At 61.8% G+C, this 16596-nt stretch carries 14 protein-coding genes; 6 read left to right on the top strand and 8 right to left on the bottom strand.

Annotated features, from left to right (window positions below):
- The first annotated feature begins 18 nt into the window (after positions 1–18).
- From LCF59_RS06785 to LCF59_RS06775, 3 genes are read left to right on the top strand one after another with little or no spacing between them, the layout of a single operon-like run.
- Positions 19–918, top strand: coding sequence for a manganese/iron ABC transporter ATP-binding protein (locus tag LCF59_RS06785; protein ID WP_292286693.1), 900 nt, complete (start codon positions 19–21; stop codon positions 916–918).
- Positions 915–1817, top strand: a complete 903-nt coding sequence (locus LCF59_RS06780; protein WP_292286692.1) for a metal ABC transporter permease — start codon at positions 915–917, stop codon at positions 1815–1817. The genes LCF59_RS06785 and LCF59_RS06780 overlap by 4 nt, the downstream gene beginning before the upstream one ends.
- Entirely contained in the window at positions 1817–2665 is an 849-nt protein-coding gene (locus tag LCF59_RS06775) for a metal ABC transporter permease (RefSeq protein WP_292286811.1), read from the top strand. The genes LCF59_RS06780 and LCF59_RS06775 overlap by 1 nt, the downstream gene beginning before the upstream one ends.
- Positions 2666–2698: 33 nt before the next feature.
- Here the strand turns inward: LCF59_RS06775 and LCF59_RS06770 are convergent, their stop codons facing one another.
- From LCF59_RS06770 to LCF59_RS06755, 4 genes are all read right to left on the bottom strand, one after another.
- The gene (locus tag LCF59_RS06770; protein WP_292286691.1) at positions 2699–4330 is read right to left on the bottom strand and encodes an alpha-D-glucose phosphate-specific phosphoglucomutase; all 1632 of its coding nucleotides are present in this window, start codon (positions 4328–4330) and stop codon (positions 2699–2701) included.
- A 185-nt stretch (positions 4331–4515) separates the two neighbouring features.
- Positions 4516–4692, bottom strand: a complete 177-nt coding sequence (locus tag LCF59_RS06765; protein WP_292286690.1) for a hypothetical protein — start codon at positions 4690–4692, stop codon at positions 4516–4518.
- A gap of 105 nt (positions 4693–4797) precedes the next feature.
- Positions 4798–6186 (bottom strand): aminotransferase class III-fold pyridoxal phosphate-dependent enzyme, encoded by a 1389-nt coding sequence (locus LCF59_RS06760; RefSeq protein WP_292286689.1) that lies wholly within the window; start codon positions 6184–6186, stop codon positions 4798–4800.
- A gap of 171 nt (positions 6187–6357) precedes the next feature.
- The gene (locus LCF59_RS06755) at positions 6358–7245 is read right to left on the bottom strand and encodes a zinc-ribbon domain-containing protein (protein WP_292286688.1); all 888 of its coding nucleotides are present in this window, start codon (positions 7243–7245) and stop codon (positions 6358–6360) included.
- 181 nt (positions 7246–7426) lie between these two features.
- On the opposite strand from LCF59_RS06755, the gene LCF59_RS06750 reads away from it, so the two are divergent.
- Genes LCF59_RS06750 through LCF59_RS06740 form a run of 3 tightly spaced genes read left to right on the top strand, consistent with a single transcriptional unit; the run spans position 7427 to position 9743 of the window.
- Positions 7427–8104 (top strand): cell division ATP-binding protein FtsE, encoded by a 678-nt coding sequence (locus LCF59_RS06750; protein ID WP_292286687.1) that lies wholly within the window; start codon positions 7427–7429, stop codon positions 8102–8104.
- A 26-nt stretch (positions 8105–8130) separates the two neighbouring features.
- Positions 8131–9006 (top strand): FtsX-like permease family protein, encoded by an 876-nt coding sequence (locus tag LCF59_RS06745; RefSeq protein WP_292286810.1) that lies wholly within the window; start codon positions 8131–8133, stop codon positions 9004–9006.
- Positions 9006–9743 carry a 1-acyl-sn-glycerol-3-phosphate acyltransferase gene (locus LCF59_RS06740; RefSeq protein WP_292286686.1) on the top strand — a complete coding sequence of 246 codons (738 nt, stop codon included), beginning with the start codon at positions 9006–9008 and terminating at the stop codon, positions 9741–9743. Before LCF59_RS06745 ends, LCF59_RS06740 begins: the two co-directional genes overlap by 1 nt.
- A 383-nt stretch (positions 9744–10126) precedes the next feature.
- On the opposite strand, the gene lpdA is transcribed toward LCF59_RS06740, so the two are convergent.
- The 4 genes from lpdA to LCF59_RS06720 all read right to left on the bottom strand — a co-directional run bounded on the left by lpdA (position 10127) and on the right by LCF59_RS06720 (position 16584).
- A complete protein-coding gene (gene lpdA / locus LCF59_RS06735; protein ID WP_292286685.1) occupies positions 10127–11515 on the bottom strand; it encodes a dihydrolipoyl dehydrogenase in 1389 nt (462 codons plus the stop codon).
- Positions 11516–11606: 91 nt separating this feature from the next.
- Positions 11607–11996, bottom strand: a complete 390-nt coding sequence (locus tag LCF59_RS06730) for an MAPEG family protein (protein ID WP_292286684.1) — start codon at positions 11994–11996, stop codon at positions 11607–11609.
- A gap of 74 nt (positions 11997–12070) precedes the next feature.
- Entirely contained in the window at positions 12071–13615 is a 1545-nt protein-coding gene (gene odhB / locus LCF59_RS06725) for a 2-oxoglutarate dehydrogenase complex dihydrolipoyllysine-residue succinyltransferase (RefSeq protein WP_292286683.1), read from the bottom strand.
- On the bottom strand, positions 13612–16584 hold the full coding sequence (locus LCF59_RS06720) for a 2-oxoglutarate dehydrogenase E1 component (protein WP_292286682.1): 2973 nt from the start codon (positions 16582–16584) through the stop codon (positions 13612–13614). Before LCF59_RS06720 ends, odhB begins: the two co-directional genes overlap by 4 nt.
- Positions 16585–16596 lie beyond the last annotated feature (12 nt).

The raw sequence follows: 16596 nt of genomic DNA, 5'->3' as shown, positions 1-16596 counted from the left end.
AAACCGTGAGGACACATCATGCTCGACCAAGAGCGCCGGACCAGCCACGCGACCTCGCCCAACACCAGGGACGCAGGGTTGTCGGCACACAATGTGACGGTCAGCTACCGCAACGGCCACACTGCCCTGTGGAATGCCAGCTTCGAGATCCCGAGAGGCACCGTCACCGGGCTGGTGGGGGTGAATGGTGCCGGAAAATCGACGCTGTTCAAGGCGATCATGGGGTTCGTTCCGGCATCGCAGGGCGAAATACGCATCCTCGGTCTGCCGGTAAAGGAGGCGCTGGCCCGCAGCCTCGTGGCCTATGTGCCGCAATCCGAGGAAGTGGACTGGGCGTTTCCGGTGCTGGTCGAAGACGTGGTGATGATGGGCCGCTACGGCAAGATGGGGTTCCTCCGCCGAGCCAGTGCAAAGGACCGCGCCGCCGTGGACGACGCGCTGCGCCGCGTCAACATCCAGGACCTGCGCCACCGCCAGATCGGCGAACTGTCGGGCGGCCAACGCAAACGCGTTTTCCTGGCACGCGCGCTGGCGCAGGACGGGCAGGTGATCCTTCTGGACGAGCCCTTCACCGGGGTCGACGTCAAGACCGAACACCAGATCGTCGCCCTGCTGCGCGACTTGCGAGACGAGGGGCGGGTGATGCTGGTTTCGACTCATAACCTTGGTTCGGTGCCCGAGTTCTGCGACCGAACGGTGCTGATGAAAGGCACGGTGCTCAGCTTTGGACCAACCGAAACAACCTTCACCCGCGAAAATCTCGAAAAGACCTTTGGCGGTGTGTTGCGTCACTTCACGCTGGGCGGCGATACCCTGCACGACGATGAGGACGCGCGCGAGGTGACGATCTTTACCGACGACGAACGTCCCTTCGTGCAATACGGCGACAAGACCCAACGGACGGAGCCGGACGCATGATCGCGTCTTTGATGGAACCGTTCGGATACACGTATATGGTCAACGCGATGTGGGTGTCGGCGCTGGTCGGGTCGGTTTGTGCGTTCCTGTCCTCATACCTGATGCTCAAGGGGTGGTCATTGATTGGCGACGCGCTGTCCCATTCCGTCGTGCCCGGCGTGGCCGGGGCCTATATCCTTGGCTTGCCCTTCGCCTTGGGCGCATTCATTGCGGGGGGATTGGCGGCGTCGACCATGCTGTTCCTGTCAGAACGATCAGGGCTGAAGCCGGATGTCATCATCGGGATGATCTTCACGTCCTTTTTCGGCCTTGGCCTTTTCATGGTGTCGATCAACCCGATGTCGGTGTCGATCCAGACCATCACGATGGGCAATATCCTTGCCATTACACCCGGGGACACGCTGCAGTTGGCGATCATCGGAATCGTCTCTCTTGCCGTGCTCATGGCAAAGTGGAAAGATCTGATGGTCACGTTCTTCGATGAAAACCATGCCCGCGCCATCGGGCTGAGACCACGGCTGCTCAAGGCGGTGTTCTTTGTCCTTCTGTCGGCCTCCGTCGTGGCCGCGATGCAGACCGTTGGCGCGTTCCTTGTGATCGCGATGGTGGTGACACCGGGAGCGACAGCATATCTTCTGTGCGACCGCTTTGCGCGGCTGATCGTGACATCGGTTGCGATCGGATCGATCACGAGCTTTGCCGGAGCCTATATCAGCTACTTTCTTGATGGGGCGACAGGCGGCATAATCGTGTGCCTGCAAACCCTCATCTTTCTCGCGGCGTTTGTCCTTGCCCCGCGCCACGGTCTTCTGGCCGCCCGACGCAAGGCGAAAGACGTCTTGCAGGATGGACCAGATGACGGGCTATTGCCGGACCATCCGGCAAAGGACGGTGCATGATGGACCTTGAAACCCTGCTTTTGCCATTTCGGTTTGCGTTCATGCAAAACGCTTTCTTCATCTCGGCCATGGTCGCCGTGCCCACCGCGATCCTGTCGTGTTTTCTGGTACTCAAGGGCTGGGCGCTGATGGGGGACGCGGTAAGTCACGCTGTCTTGCCGGGCATCGTGTTGGCATATATCCTCGGCATTCCGCTGATTGTGGGGGCCTTCGTCGCGGGAATGACCTGCGCGGTAGCCACGGGGTACCTGTCGTCAAACAGCCGCGTGAAAGAGGACACCGTGATGGGGGTGGTGTTCTCGGGCATGTTCGGACTTGGCATCGTGCTTTATGTCTCGATCGAGACCAACGCGCACCTGGATCACATACTCTTTGGCAACATGCTCGGGGTGGAGACGAACGAACTTTGGCTGGCGGGCACGATATCGGCCCTCGTGGTCGCCGGCCTTGTCCTGAAATGGAAAGACCTGTTGCTGCAAAGTTTCGATCCGGCACAGGCGCGCGCGTCGGGCCTTTGGGTCCATGCGCTGCATTACGGATTGCTCTCTGCCTTGTCGCTGACGATCGTCGCGACACTCTCTGCGGTGGGTCTGATCCTTGCCATCGGGCTGTTGATCGCGCCGGGGGCGATTGCCTTTCTTCTGGTGCGGCAATTCTCGACGATGCTTTGGCTGTCGGCCCTGATCAACGTGGGTGCCATGCTGACGGGCACATATCTGAGCTTTTTCCTGGACAGTGCGCCGGCACCAACGATCATCCTGATCCTGACCGCGCTTTTCGTGATGGCCTTCATCCGCCGCCAGATACTGACGCGTCGCGCGTCCTTGATCCGCGTTCAAAACGGGTAGACAGCACCGGACTTCAGAAACGGCCTGCCTGTCTCAGGTGATGACGTCCGGCGCGGTCCGACCGGTTCGCACTGCCAGTCCGGTGATCTCTGCCGTTGCCGTGGCAATCTCGTGCAGCGCGATCTGGGGTGTGAGGGTCAAATCGCCCGCCGGCCCTTCGTACCGTTCAAGATACACGCGAAGTGTCGCCCCGTCGGTTCCCGTGCCGGACAGGCGCAATACCGCGCGGCTGCCGCCTTCGAAAAAGATACGCAGCCCCTGATTGTGGCTCTGTGCGCCATCGACCGGATCGAAATAGGAGAAGATGTCTGCCTTGGTGACGGTGCAGGCGCCAAAGCTCTGCCCCGCGAGACTGTCCAGCCGGTCGGTCAGATCCGCGATCAACTCCTGTGCCGTGCCAGTATCCAGCGCCTCATAATCGTGCCGGGAATAGTAATTGCGGCCATAGGTTTGCCAATGGTCCAGTAAAACGTCTTTCACCGACATGCGACGCACCGCGAGGATGTTCAGCCAAAGCAGAACCGCCCAGAGCCCGTCTTTTTCGCGAACGTGGTCACTGCCCGTGCCAGCGCTTTCTTCTCCGCAGAGTGTCACCCGCCCGGCGTCCAGAAGGTTGCCAAAGTATTTCCATCCCGTCGGTGTCTCGAAACATTCGATCCCATAGGCGTCTGCCACGCGGTCACACGCAGCGCTGGTTGGCATGGATCGGGCGATTCCGGCGATCCCGCGTTCATACGCAGGGGCCAGATGCGCGTTTGCCGCCAGTACGGCAAGGCTGTCTGACGGCGTGACATAGATGCCCTTGCCGAGGATCATGTTGCGGTCGCCATCCCCGTCCGACGCGGCGGCGAAATCCGGCCCGTCCGGGGACATGACCAGATCGACCAGCGGTTTGGCCCAGATCGGATTGGGGTCGGGGTGGCCCTTGCCAAAATCCATGGACGGCACAGCGTTCATCACCGTGCCGTCAGGCGCGCCAAGCAGGTCTTCGAATAGTGCCTTCGCATAGGGGCCTGTCACGGCGTGCATTGCATCGAAACGCATGGTGAAACCACTTTCGAACAAGGCGCGCAGCGCGTCGAAATCGAACAGCTCTTCCATCAGCATGGCGTAATCCACCACCGGGTCCTCGATCTCGATCCGCGTGTCGCCAAGCGCGGTTTCGGCAATACCGGTCAGGTCGATGTCCGCTGTATCAAGCGTTTTGTAATGGTCGATGGTCTTGGTCGCCTCGAAGATTGCATCCGTCACCGATTCTGGCGCAGGCCCGCCATTGGCAGTGTTGAACTTGAGACCGAAATCCGCGTCGATGCCACCGGGATTATGGCTTGCCGACAGGATCAGCCCGCCATCCGCGCCGCGCTTGCGGATCAGGTGCGACGCCGCGGGTGTCGACATTAGACCGTCTTGCCCGACAATCATGCACTCTGCGCCATTGGCCGCCGCCATGCGCAGGATCGTTTGGATCGCCTCGGCGTTGAAGAACCGACCATCCCCCCCGACAACCAGCGTTTTGCCCGCAACTCCGCCGATCGCGTTGAAGATCGACTGAACGAAACACTCAAGATAACCGGGTTTCATGAACACCCGCGTTTTCTTGCGCAGGCCCGAGGTGCCCGGCTTCTGCCCGTCGAAGGCTGTGCAGTCGTAGGTCAGGATCGTCATTCGGAAACCTCTTGTACTGTCGCGATGATCTGGCGTTGCACTGCGTGCTTGAAACACAGATGACGCGATCAAACCATGTACGTGCCGAGAATTCATGGAAGTGAACCACCTCCGTCACATCAGGTGCCCGCAATCTTGGCGATATGTCCGAGAACGCGGCGACCTGATGCCCGTGCATATCGAAATTACCCCGATCCAGCCAGCGCGGGACGCGCGGCTTTCACTATGGGCTGTTCGCTGTCGAGGATCGAGACCCGCGCCATGCCGCGGCAGCGCCCCTTGTAACGGGTCGCCTGCCGGAACGTGCCGACATGGGGGCCGCCGGGACGCTCTGCCGCGCGGCGGCGTCGAACGCGCCGCATGTCCACTCATGGCGGCGATATCGGTCGCGGTGTGTTGTCTTAGGTCGGCAGGTCAAGATGGTGGCCCAGCGCGGTTGACGCGCTGGGCCGGGATCAAAGGGTCAGTCACCCAAATTCGCGGCCCAACGCGTCATCCACGGAGGTGATGATCTGATCAATATCGTCCTTGGACGCGATCAGGGCCGGGCTGAAGCACAGCGTGTTGTTATAACCGGGCAGGGACCGGTTCGTGGCCCCGATGATGATGCCTTGTTGCATGCAGTCGGCGACCACCTTCTGCACACGCTTTTCCGCCATTGGAGTGCGGGTCTCGCGGTTCTCGACCAGTTCGGCCCCGAGGAACAGGCCCTTGCCGCGGACATCGCCGATCACGGCGTGCTTGTCCGCCAGGCCATGCAGTTGGTCCAGCATGTATTCCCCAATCGCCGTGGTGTTCTCGAGCAACCCTTCATCCTCGATAATCCGCATGTTCTCCATCGCGGCCGCCGGCCCGGCGGTGCAGCCGCCAAAGGTCGAGATATCGCGGAAGTAATTCATCGGGTCCTCGTGGTCGTCCTTGAACATCGAGAACACGTCCTCGGTCGTGACAAGACACGCAATCGCAGCATAGCCCGAAGCGACACCCTTGGCCATGGTGACCATGTCGGGCTGCACGCCGTAATGCTGGTATCCGAACCATGTGCCAGTGCGGCCCAGCCCGCAGACAACCTCGTCGATATGCAACAGGATGTCGTACTTGCGGCAAATTTCCTGCACACGCTCCCAGTATCCCTGGGGCGGCGGGATCACGCCGCCACCCGCCGTCACCGGTTCGAGACAGAGCGCGCCCACGGTATCCGGCCCTTCGCGAAGGATCACCGCCTCGATCTGGTCGGCGGCCCATTCGCCGTAACTCTCGGTCGGGGCGCCCTGATCAGCAGCGCGGTATTCCAAACAATGCGGCACGCGCACGAAACCGGGCGTGAAGGGACCATACTGCGCGTTGCGTTCGTCCTGGCCGCCGGCCGACAGGCAGCCGATGGTCGTGCCGTGATAGTCGCGGTCACGGAACAGGATCTTGTGCTTCTTGCCGCCATAGCGCTTGTGGGCGATCTGGCGGACCATCTTGAAGGCTTTCTCGTTCGCCTCGGATCCGGAGTTCGTGTAATACACCCGGGCCAATCCCGGCATCTTGGAAATCAGCTTTTCCGAGAAAAGCGCACCGGGGATCGACCCGGCGGACCCCGCGAAATAATTGAGCTTCAGGAGCTGGTCGTAGACCGCCTTGGCGATGCTTTCGCGGCCATAGCCCACGTTCACCGTCCAGACCCCGCCTGACACGGCATCGAGATGCTCTTTACCCTTCTGGTCCCAGACCCGCATGCCTTTGCCTTCGACTATGATCCGGGGATCATTCGCCTCGAAGGGTTTATGCTGGATCAGATGGTGCCACACGTGGGCTTTGTCGGCCTCGACCACATGGCTGAGGTCGTTTTGGGTCAATGTGCCGTCCATGGGATCACCTCCGTCTGGGAATCAGGTATCTGGGTCTGCCCGCTTGGCCCCGCTTTGAGTATCTTGATCGGATCGGGGAAGGCACGTTAGGGCCAGATGGCATTCACCCATAAGTCCAGATGGCTGAATCCGACCGTCCGGACCTGTGTCGGTGACGCCGGACCGGGGATATTACGAACCGGACCCGTCGGTGGCCGGCGCGGCCTGTGTCGCATCCCCATCCCCCTGCGCCGGTTGCTCGGCTGTGGGCACATCCGCGGCACCGCCGGTGACCATCTCCATCAGTGACGCGACCTGTGCATTGAGCCACGTCCGCACGGTGTCGATCATCGAAACATATGTATCGAGAGGCGCCTGCAATTGCGGCAGGGCGTCTGCCACCTGCGGAGCAAAGACATAGAGCCCCGCGGCTATGGCGAAAATGACGAGCACAAGGAAGAAGCCACGGCCAAAGCCGCCGGAGGGATCATCATCCTCGTCCAGATCAGCCTGAACCGACCGCACTTCCTGCCGGTCCGAGCTTGAGCGCAGGGTCTGGTTGATTTCCTCTACATCGGGAAGCATGTCCCCGCGGGATCGCGGGCGATCCGCGGTAGCGGGGGCAGCCCGCGCGTCCTCACCGCGCAGCTTGCGCATGCGGTCTTCCGCCTGGCGGGCGCGTTTCGCGGACTCGTCTTCCGGTTCCTGCAAGCCCAGATCGGGCTGATCTTCCAGCGAGCCGGCCTCGGACTGTCGCGTGCGGGCCTCGAACTCGGCCTCTTCGCGCAGGATATCCGCGACCGACGGATCGAGCTCGCGCCGTTTCGGCGGTGTGTCGCCCGGCGCTGCCCCGGTGTTGACCGATGGCATGTCATCGATATCGTTTTCAACTTCCGGGTGCCACACAGCATCCTTGGGCGCGGCCGCGTCGGCTTCGAACGCCTCTGGGCTGTTGCTGGTGTCGGGCTGCTGAAACCACGTGTTGCCGCAATTGGAACACTGCACGTCGCGCCCATCTTCGGGGATCACGTCATCCGGGACTTCGTATTGCGCCCCGCAGCTCGGACATGTCAGCCGCATATTGCCTGTTGCCCCCGTCTCATTGGCCCACAACTGGCGGCCAATGTCTATACCCACCGTTCAAAGCACCATAGGCGCGCGATTGTTCGTGTTAAACACAATTCTGGACCGTCCGCCGGATTGAAACCGCAACGATGCTCAGGCACAACTACGCCGAACAAAAGGCAGGGACAAGACCGCCGTGATCGAGCTGGAAAACGTGGCCTACAGTTATGGCGGCGGTGAATTGTTGACAGACATGACCCTGAGCGTTCCGCCGGGATCGTTCCATTTCCTGACCGGCCCGTCGGGATCGGGGAAGACCACGTTCCTCAAGCTCTGTTACGGCGCGCTTCAGGCGACATCCGGGCACGTGCGCCTGTTCGATCGCGACGTGCGTGGCCTGAGCCGGGATGACGTGGCGCTGATGCGGCGCAAGATCGGCGTCGTGCACCAGGATTGCCAGTTTCTTGACCATCTGCCGGTCACCGAAAACGTTGCCCTGCCGCTGGCCGTCTCGGGTCAGGATGTCGCCGATAACGAGGCCGATCTGAAAGAGCTCATGGCCTGGGTCGGGTTGACCGCGCGCGCCGATGCCGTGCCGCCGGAACTGTCCGGTGGTGAACGCCAGCGCGCGGCATTGGCGCGCGCCGTGATTATGTCGCCCGATGTGATCCTCGCGGATGAACCCACCGGCAATATCGACTGGGACATGTCGCAGCGCTTGCTGATGTTGCTGGTCGAGTTGAACCGCATGGGCAAGACGGTACTTGTCGCCACGCATGATCTCGGCCTGATCCGCGCCGCCAAGGCACAGGTGCAGACCCGTGTTCTGCGCATCTCGAACAGGCGTTTGCAGGTGGCGGGGGCGGATCTGTGACCTTAAACCCGCGCGCCATGGCCAAGATGCTGCAATTCGACGAAAAGGCCGATCGCGTGGTACCGCCCACCGGCTTTACCGCCCGGCTGACCGTGTTCAGCGCCTTTGCAATGGCCTTTCTTGCCGTGTTCGCGCTGGCGCTGTCGTCGGCAGCGGGCCGTGTCGCGGATCGATGGGGGGACGAACTGGCGCAATCGTCGACCCTGCGCATCTCGGCGCCCGCTGGCGAAGCCGCGACCCAGACCGAGGCGGCGCTGCGCGTTCTGCGGACGACGCCCGGCATCGAAGAGGCGCGGGCGCTGTCGCTGGACCAGCAGCGCGCGCTGCTGAGCCCCTGGTTCGGCGCAACCCTGCCGGTCGAGGATCTGCCGCTGCCGCAACTGATCGACATCACCGAAAGTGATGAGGGCTATGACGCCGCGGGCCTGCGCCTGCGCCTTTCGGCAGAGGCCCCCGCAGCCGTGCTCGATGATCACGCCCGCTGGCGCCGCCCGCTGATCGACGCCGCTGCACGGCTAAGGTTGCTTGGCTGGGCATCGACCCTTCTGATCGCGCTGGCAACGGCGGCGATGGTCACGCTTGCGGCTAATGCCGCGCTTGCCGCAAATGCGCAGGTGATCGCGGTTTTGCGGCTGGTCGGGGCGAAGGACACCTACATTGCCAGCGCCTTTGTCCGCCGATTCGCGCTGCGGGCGCTGACCGGGGCCGCGTTCGGCACGTTTTTCGGCATCGCATCATTGTTCCTGATCCCGGCGCAGGATGATGCAACCGGGTTCCTGACCGACCTGAGACTCCAGGGATGGGGCTGGGTCTGGGTCATGCTGATCCCGCCGCTCTCTGGGCTGGTCGCGTTCATCGCCACGCAATACGCCGCACGCCGGGTCCTGGGGGAATTGGCGTGATGGCTTACGCGGTTCAATGGGTGCGTTCGCTGATCTTCATCAGCGCGGTCTACCTGTCGATCGCCGTTGTCGGTCTGGTCCTGTTTCCCTGGGCGATGCTGTCCCGCAAGGGGGCGCGCGCAGGCAGTATGGCGGTCTGCCTGTTCGTGCGCTGGGCCGCGCCATGGATGATCGGGCTTCGCACCGAAATTCGCGGTGCGGCGCCGGACTACAAGTGTATCATCGCGTCCAAGCACCAGAGCTTTCTGGATGTGTTTCTGGTCTTTTCAGCCCTGCCGGCTGGCAAGTTCATCATGAAGCGCATTCTCATGTACGCGCCCGTCGTCGGGCAATACGCGCTGCGCATAGGGTGTATTCCCGTGGATCGCGGCAAACGTGGCGCGGCCATCAAGCAGATGGTCAAGGCAGTGGAAAGCGGCGCGGCAACACCCGGGCAGTTGATCATCTATCCGCAGGGCACAAGGGTCGCCCCGGGGGTCAAGGCCCCCTACAAGGTCGGCACAGCGGTGCTCTACGATCAGTTGAACCAGCCTTGCGTTCCGGTGGCGACAAATGTGGGGCTGTTCTGGCCCAAGCGCGGGATCTACCGCAGACCCGGCACGGCTGTTGTCGAATTCCTCGATCCGATTCCTCCGGGTTTGCCGCGCAGCATGTTTCTGCCCCTGCTGGAAGACCGGATTGAAACCGCATCCAACCGTTTGAACGCCGAGGCCCGGGGCCATGTGGCGCAAGAGTGAAGCAAAGACCGACCCGGCACGGCGCGTGCCACAGGACCCGCCGTCATCAGCAAGAAGGCTGATGTAGAACACCTCTGCAACCCGACGGGAAGGGAAATAATCGGCTCGACCCGATGCATGCTCCGCAGATCGCCGTCCGGTCGGTGATCCTTGGGGCCAAGACGACGGTGCGCGCCCACGACGGGCGATTGTGACCAAACTGCAGGCGGTCTGTCGTCAAAAGCGCATGGCAGCCCGAAACAGGGCGCCGCCGCTTTCATCAGGGGCAGGAAAGGTCCTTCGAAGGACCTTACACACGCGGTTTGCAAACCGCGTGTGTAAGCGCGTTTGAACGCGCTTCAGGCAAGCCGTTTCGAAACGGCTTGCCGCGTTGTCCTTTCCGTTTACATATGGATCGGGCCGTCCCCGCACGCGAGGGCGGCCTCGCGCACCGCTTCCGAATAGGTCGGATGCGCGTGGCATGTGAGGGCAAGGTCCTCGGCCGACGCTCCGAACTCCATGGCGACACAAATCTCGTGGATCAGATCACCTGCCATCGGACCGATGATATGTGCCCCCAGGATCCGGTCCGTGTCCTTGTCGGCGAGGATCTTCACGAACCCGTCAGCCGCGAAATTCGCCTTGGCGCGGCCATTGCCCATGAAGCTGAACTTGCCGGCCTTGTAATTGCGCCCGGCCTCTTTCAGCTCTTCTTCGGTATGGCCGACATTGGCCACCTCGGGATGGGTGTAGATCACACCCGGAATGACACCGTAGTTCACATGGCCCGCCTTGCCGGCTATGACCTCGGCGCAGGCCATGCCCTCATCCTCGGCCTTGTGGGCCAACATCGGACCGTCGATGCAGTCGCCGATGGCATAGACGCCCTTGACGTTGGTCTGCCAGTGCGCGTCGGTCTTGATCTGTCCGCGCTGCGACATCTCGATGCCCAACGCATCGAGTCCCAGCCCGTCGGTAAAGGGGCGTCGCCCGGTCGAGACGAGCACGACGTCTGCATCAAGCGTTTGTTCGCTGTCATCCTTGCGCAGCTTGTAAGTGACCTTCGCCTTGGTCTTGCTCGCGTCGACTTTCTGCACCGCCGCTCCGAGAGTGAAGCTCAGACCCTGCTTTTGCAGAATCTTCTGGAACGTCTTTTGAACCTCTCCATCCATTCCGGGGGTGATGGTGTCGAGGAATTCGATCACCTCGACCTCGGTGCCCAGACGGCTGTAGACGGAGCCAAGTTCCAGACCGATTACACCCGCACCGATGACAATCATCTTCTTCGGGATCTTCGGCAGTTCGAGCGCGCCCGTGGAGGTGACGACGACCTTCTCGTCGATCTCGACCCCCGGCAGGCTCGACGCTTCGGAGCCGGACGCGATAATGATGTTCTTGGCATCATGCGTGTCATCGCCAACCTTGACCTTGCCGGCCTGCGGCACCGATCCCCACCCCTTGAGCCAATCGATCTTGTTTTTCTTGAACAGGAACTCGATGCCTTTGGTGTTGGCCTCGATGGTCTCGTCCTTGTAGGTCAGCATCTGCTTCCAGTCCACGGAGGGGCTTTTGCCTTTCAGTCCCATCTTGGCGAAGTTGTGTTCGGCCTCGTGCAACTGGTGCGTGGCGTGCAGCATCGCCTTGGACGGGATGCAGCCGACGTTGAGGCACGTGCCGCCCAACGTCTCCCGGCCCTCGACGCAGGCGGTCTTGAGGCCAAGCTGCGCGCAGCGGATCGCGGCCACATAGCCGCCGGGGCCGGAGCCGATGACGATGACGTCGTATTGTGCCATTTTGCGGTGTCCTTTGTGTTGGGTCGGGGCAGGGGGCGCTGCCCCCGTCGCCGTGCCGGCGACTCCCCCGGAGTTTACGGGCAAGATGAAGCTACATAAGGGCAGTCAATAGCAGGTAGAGCGTGGCCAGAAAACCAACGGACCAGATCACCGACCGCCAGGGCACCCACCCGAAGGCATAGGCCGGGATGTAAAGAACGCGGGCGGCGAGATAGATCGCGCAGGCAATTGCCGTCGTGCCATCGTTCTGTCCGGAATAGGTGATGACCATGACGGCGACGCCAAAGAGGATCAGCCCTTCGAAATGGTTGTCCATCGCGCGTTGCAGGCGGCCTGCTGTGCCGGTGAGTTGCACAGGCGTGTCGCGCGGCTTCATTGCTGCCCTGGTGCCGACCTGTTTCTGACCGACGATCGAGTAGAGCACGAGCTGAAGGATCTGCAAAAGGGCGGCGAGGGTAAGGGCGGTGAGTTCGGGGGTCATGTTGTAGGCACCATTAATTGCGTGAGATCACGCACCCTGCACCATGGCAGGGGACGTGCTTGCACGCGCCGTCCTCACAAATCCATCAACAACCGACGCGGATCTTCCAGCGCTTCCTTGACGCGCACGAGGAAGGTCACGGCGCCCTTGCCGTCGACGATGCGGTGGTCGTAGCTGAGGGCGAGGTACATCATCGGGCGGATCTTGATCTCGCCGTTCACCACCATCGGGCGATCCTGAATCTTGTGCATGCCAAGAATGCCCGATTGCGGCGGGTTGAGGATCGGTGAGGACATCAGCGACCCGTAGACACCCCCGTTCGAGATGGTGAAGGTGCCCCCCTGCATTTCCGCCATGGACAGCTTGCCGTCGCGGGCGCGTTTGCCCTTTTCGTTGATGGCCTTCTCGATCGCAGCAAAGCCCATCGCGTCGGCGTCGCGGATGATCGGGACCACCAGGCCTTGCGGCGTGCCGGCGGCGACGCCCATGTGGACGAAGTTCTTGTAGACGATGTCCGTGCCGTCGATCTCGGCATTGACCTCGGGCACCTCTTTCAGAGCATGGCAGCAGGCCTTGGTGAAGAAGGACATGAAGCCTAGCCGTACCCCGTGCTTCTTCTCGAACTGGTCCTTGTATTGGCTGCGCAGCGCCATCACCTCGGTCATGTCCACCTCGTTATAGGTGGTCAGGATCGCGGCGGTGTTCTGAGCATCCTTGAGGCGGCGAGCGATGGTCTGGCGCAGGCGGGTCATCTTTACCCGTTCCTCGCGCGAAGCGTCATCGGCCGAAACAGGTCCGCGCGGCGCGCTTTGGGGTGCCGCGCTTTGTGTCGGAGTTGACGACGCTGCGGCGACCGCCTTGGCCACGTCTTCTTTCATGATCCGGCCATCCCGGCCCGACCCCTGAACCTGATCGCGGCTGACACCGGCTTCGGCCATGGCTTTCTTGGCGGAGGGTGCGTCTTCGACATCGCCGCTGCGTGTATCGCTGGGCTGTGCCGCGGGGGGGGGCGCCACTTCCTGCGCGGAGGCAGAGGCCGCGGCCCCGTCACCGCCGCCAATCACACCCAGCTTGCCGCCGGCTTCGACGGTGCTGCCTTCCTCGGCACTGATCTCGGACAGTGTTCCGGCGCTGGGAGCGGGGACTTCGACGGAGACCTTGTCTGTCTCCAGCTCGCACAGCATCTCGTCCTGTGCCACGGTGTCGCCAACCTTCTTGAACCAGGTCGAAACCGTCGCCTCGGATACCGATTCTCCAAGGGTCGGCACCATCACGTCGATGGAGTCGCCACCCTCTTGCTGGGCCGGGGCCGGCTCTTTCTTGGCGGGCGCCGCCTTTTTCTCGGACGCGCGTACTTCGGGATGAGTTGCGCCAGCCTCTCCTGCCTCGGCGATATTGGCCAGGAGCGCATCGACACCGACAGTGTCGCCTTCCGTGGCGACGATATCCGCAAGCTTTCCAGCGGCGGGGGACGGCACTTCGACGGTGACCTTGTCGGTTTCCAGCTCGCAGAGCATTTCATCGACCGCGACGCTGTCGCCCGGCTTCTTGAACCACGTGGCAACCGTGGCTTCTGTCACGGATTCGCCCAGAGTTGGTACACGCACTTCGGTGGTCATTGATTGGTCCCTTCAATCGTCAGCGCCTCGTTCACGAGCGCCGCTTGCTGTTCTTTGTGTTGGCTGGCCAGACCCGTCGCGGGCGAAGCCGATGTTGCGCGGCCCACATAGCGCGGGCGGGCGTGCCTGGCCTTGATCCGGCCCAGCACCCATTCCAGGTTCGGCTCCATGAAGGTCCAGGCACCCTGGTTCTTGGGCTCTTCCTGGCACCAGATCATTTCCGCCTGCGGGAAGCGTTCGAGTTCCTTGACGGCAGAGATCGCCGGGAACGGATAGAACTGTTCGAACCGCATGATGTAGACATCGTCGATGCCGCGTGCGTCACGTTCCTCCAGCAGATCGAAATAGACCTTTCCGGAGCACATCACGACGCGTTTGATCTTGTCATCGGCCGCCAATTCGATGTCCGAATTGCCGTATTGCGCATCGTCCCACAGAACGCGGTGGAAGCTCGACCCGGTGGTGAACTCATCCGCCTTTGACACGGCGAGCTTGTGGCGCAGAAGCGATTTCGGCGTCATCAGGATCAGCGGCTTGCGGAAGTCACGGTGGATCTGGCGGCGCAGGATGTGAAAGTAGTTGGCTGGTGTCGTACAGTTGGCGACGATCCAGTTGTCCTGTCCGCAGGTCTGAAGGAAGCGTTCCAGACGGGCCGACGAGTGTTCCGGGCCTTGCCCTTCATAGCCATGCGGCAGCAGGCAGACGAGACCCGACATGCGCAGCCACTTGCTTTCGCCGGAGCTGATGAACTGGTCGAACATGATCTGCGCGCCGTTGGCGAAATCGCCGAACTGCGCCTCCCATAGGGTCAGCGCGTTGGGTTCGGCCAGCGAATACCCATACTCGAAGCCCAGGACCGCGTATTCCGACAGGGCCGAGTCGATCACTTCGTAGCGCGCCTGCCCCTCGCGGATGTGGTTGAGAGGATAATAGCGATCCTCGTTGTCCTGGTTGACGAGGGCAGAGTGCCGCTGGCTGAACGTGCCGCGTGTACTGTCCTGACCCGAGAGCCGTACCGGGTAGCCTTCGGTCAGAAGCGAGCCGAAGGCCATCGCTTCGGCGGTGGCCCAATCGAAGCCTTCTCCGGATTTGAACATTTCTTTGCGGGTGTCGAGCAGGCGGTTGATCGTCTTGTGAAGGGTGAATTTCCCGGGCGGGGTGGTCAGCGCCTTGCCGATATCCGCCAATGTTTCCGGCGTGATCGAGGTTTTGCCGCGCTGATACTTGTCCCGTTCGTGCTGGTCGAGATGCGACCAGCGGCCATCCAGCCAGTCCGCCTTGTTCGGTTTGTAATTCCGCCCCGCCTCGAATTCATCGTTGAGGTAGGACTGGAACGCGGCCTTCATGTCCTCGATTTCGCCCTCGGGAATCAAGCCATCCTTGATCAGCCGTTGCGTGTAGAGTGACAGGGTGGTCTTCTGCTGCTTGATCTTCTTGTACATCAACGGGTTGGTGAACATCGGTTCATCGCCTTCGTTGTGGCCGAAGCGGCGATAGCAGAAGATGTCGATGACAACGTCATTGCCGAATTTCTGCCGGTACTCTGTCGCGACCTTGGCGGCGTGAACCACCGCTTCGGGGTCGTCCCCGTTGACGTGAAAGATCGGCGCCTCGACCACAAGCGCGTTGTCTGTGGGGTAGGGCGAGGAGCGCGAGAAGTGCGGCGCCGTGGTAAATCCGATCTGGTTGTTCACGACGATATGGATCGTGCCGCCGGTCCGGTGTCCGCGCAGGCCCGAGAGCGCGAAACATTCGGCCACGACACCCTGTCCGGCAAAGGCCGCATCTCCGTGCAGCAGGACCGACAGGATCTGCTTGCGTTCGGTGTCCTTGAACTGATCCTGTTTCGCGCGCACCTTGCCCAGGACCACCGGGTTCACCGCCTCGAGATGCGAGGGGTTGGCAGTCAGGGACAGGTGTACGGAGTTGCCATTGAATTCGCGGTCCGACGAGGCACCGAGGTGGTATTTCACATCGCCCGATCCATCCACGTCTTCGGGTTTGAAGCTGCCGCCCTGGAATTCGTTGAAGATCGCGCGATAGGGCTTTTGCATCACGTTGGCCAGCACCGACAGGCGGCCACGATGCGGCATGCCGATGACGACCTCTTTCAAACCCAGCGAGCCCCCGCGCTTGATGATCTGCTCCATCGCCGGGATCAGGCTTTCGCCGCCATCAAGGCCAAAACGCTTGGTGCCCATGTACTTGACATGCAGGAACTTTTCAAAGCCTTCGGCCTCGACCATCTTGTTCAGGATCGCCTTGCGGCCTTCACGGGTAAAGGCGACCTCCTTGCCGTAGCCTTCGATCCGCTCTTTCAGCCATGCGGATTGCTCGGGGTCCGAGATATGCATGTATTGCAGCGCAAAGGTGCCGCAATAGGTGCGTTTCACGATATCCAGTATCTGCTGCATCGACGCGATTTGAAGGCCCAGAACGTTGTCGATGAAGATCGGGCGATCCATGTCGGCGTCGGTGAACCCGTAGGATTTGGGGTCCAGCTCGGGATGCGGCGTCTGTTCGCGCATTCCCAGCGGATCCAGGTCGGCAGCAAGGTGCCCCCGGATGCGGTAGGCGCGAATGATCATCAGCGCACGGATACTGTCCAGCACGGCGCGCTGGATCGCGTTGTCGGTGACCTCGACACCGGTTTCCTTGGCCTTGGCCTTGATCTTGTCACCGGCGGCCTTGGCTTCGGCCGGGACCACGGGCCACTGGCCGTCAAGCGCGGCTGTCAGATCATCATTTGGCGTCGGTGGCCAATCGCTGCGCGCCCAGCTTGGGCCGGTCGCGTCATTTCTGACAGCGGTGTCATCGTCGCCCAGCTGTTTGAAGAACGTCCGCCATGCGTCATCGACGGCATTCGGATCGTTTGCATAGCGCGCGTACATCTGTTCCAGATAGGCCGCGTTGTGCCCTTGCAGGAAGCTCGAGGCGCGGAAATGATCGTTTGGGCTCTGGTCTGTCATGACGCAACCTTT

It is taken from the genome of Marivita sp. (assembly GCF_020055675.1).
GTDB lineage: Bacteria > Pseudomonadota > Alphaproteobacteria > Rhodobacterales > Rhodobacteraceae > Marivita.
Note: the sequence above shows the minus strand (reverse complement) of the source record. Positions and strands in the feature narration are given on the sequence as shown.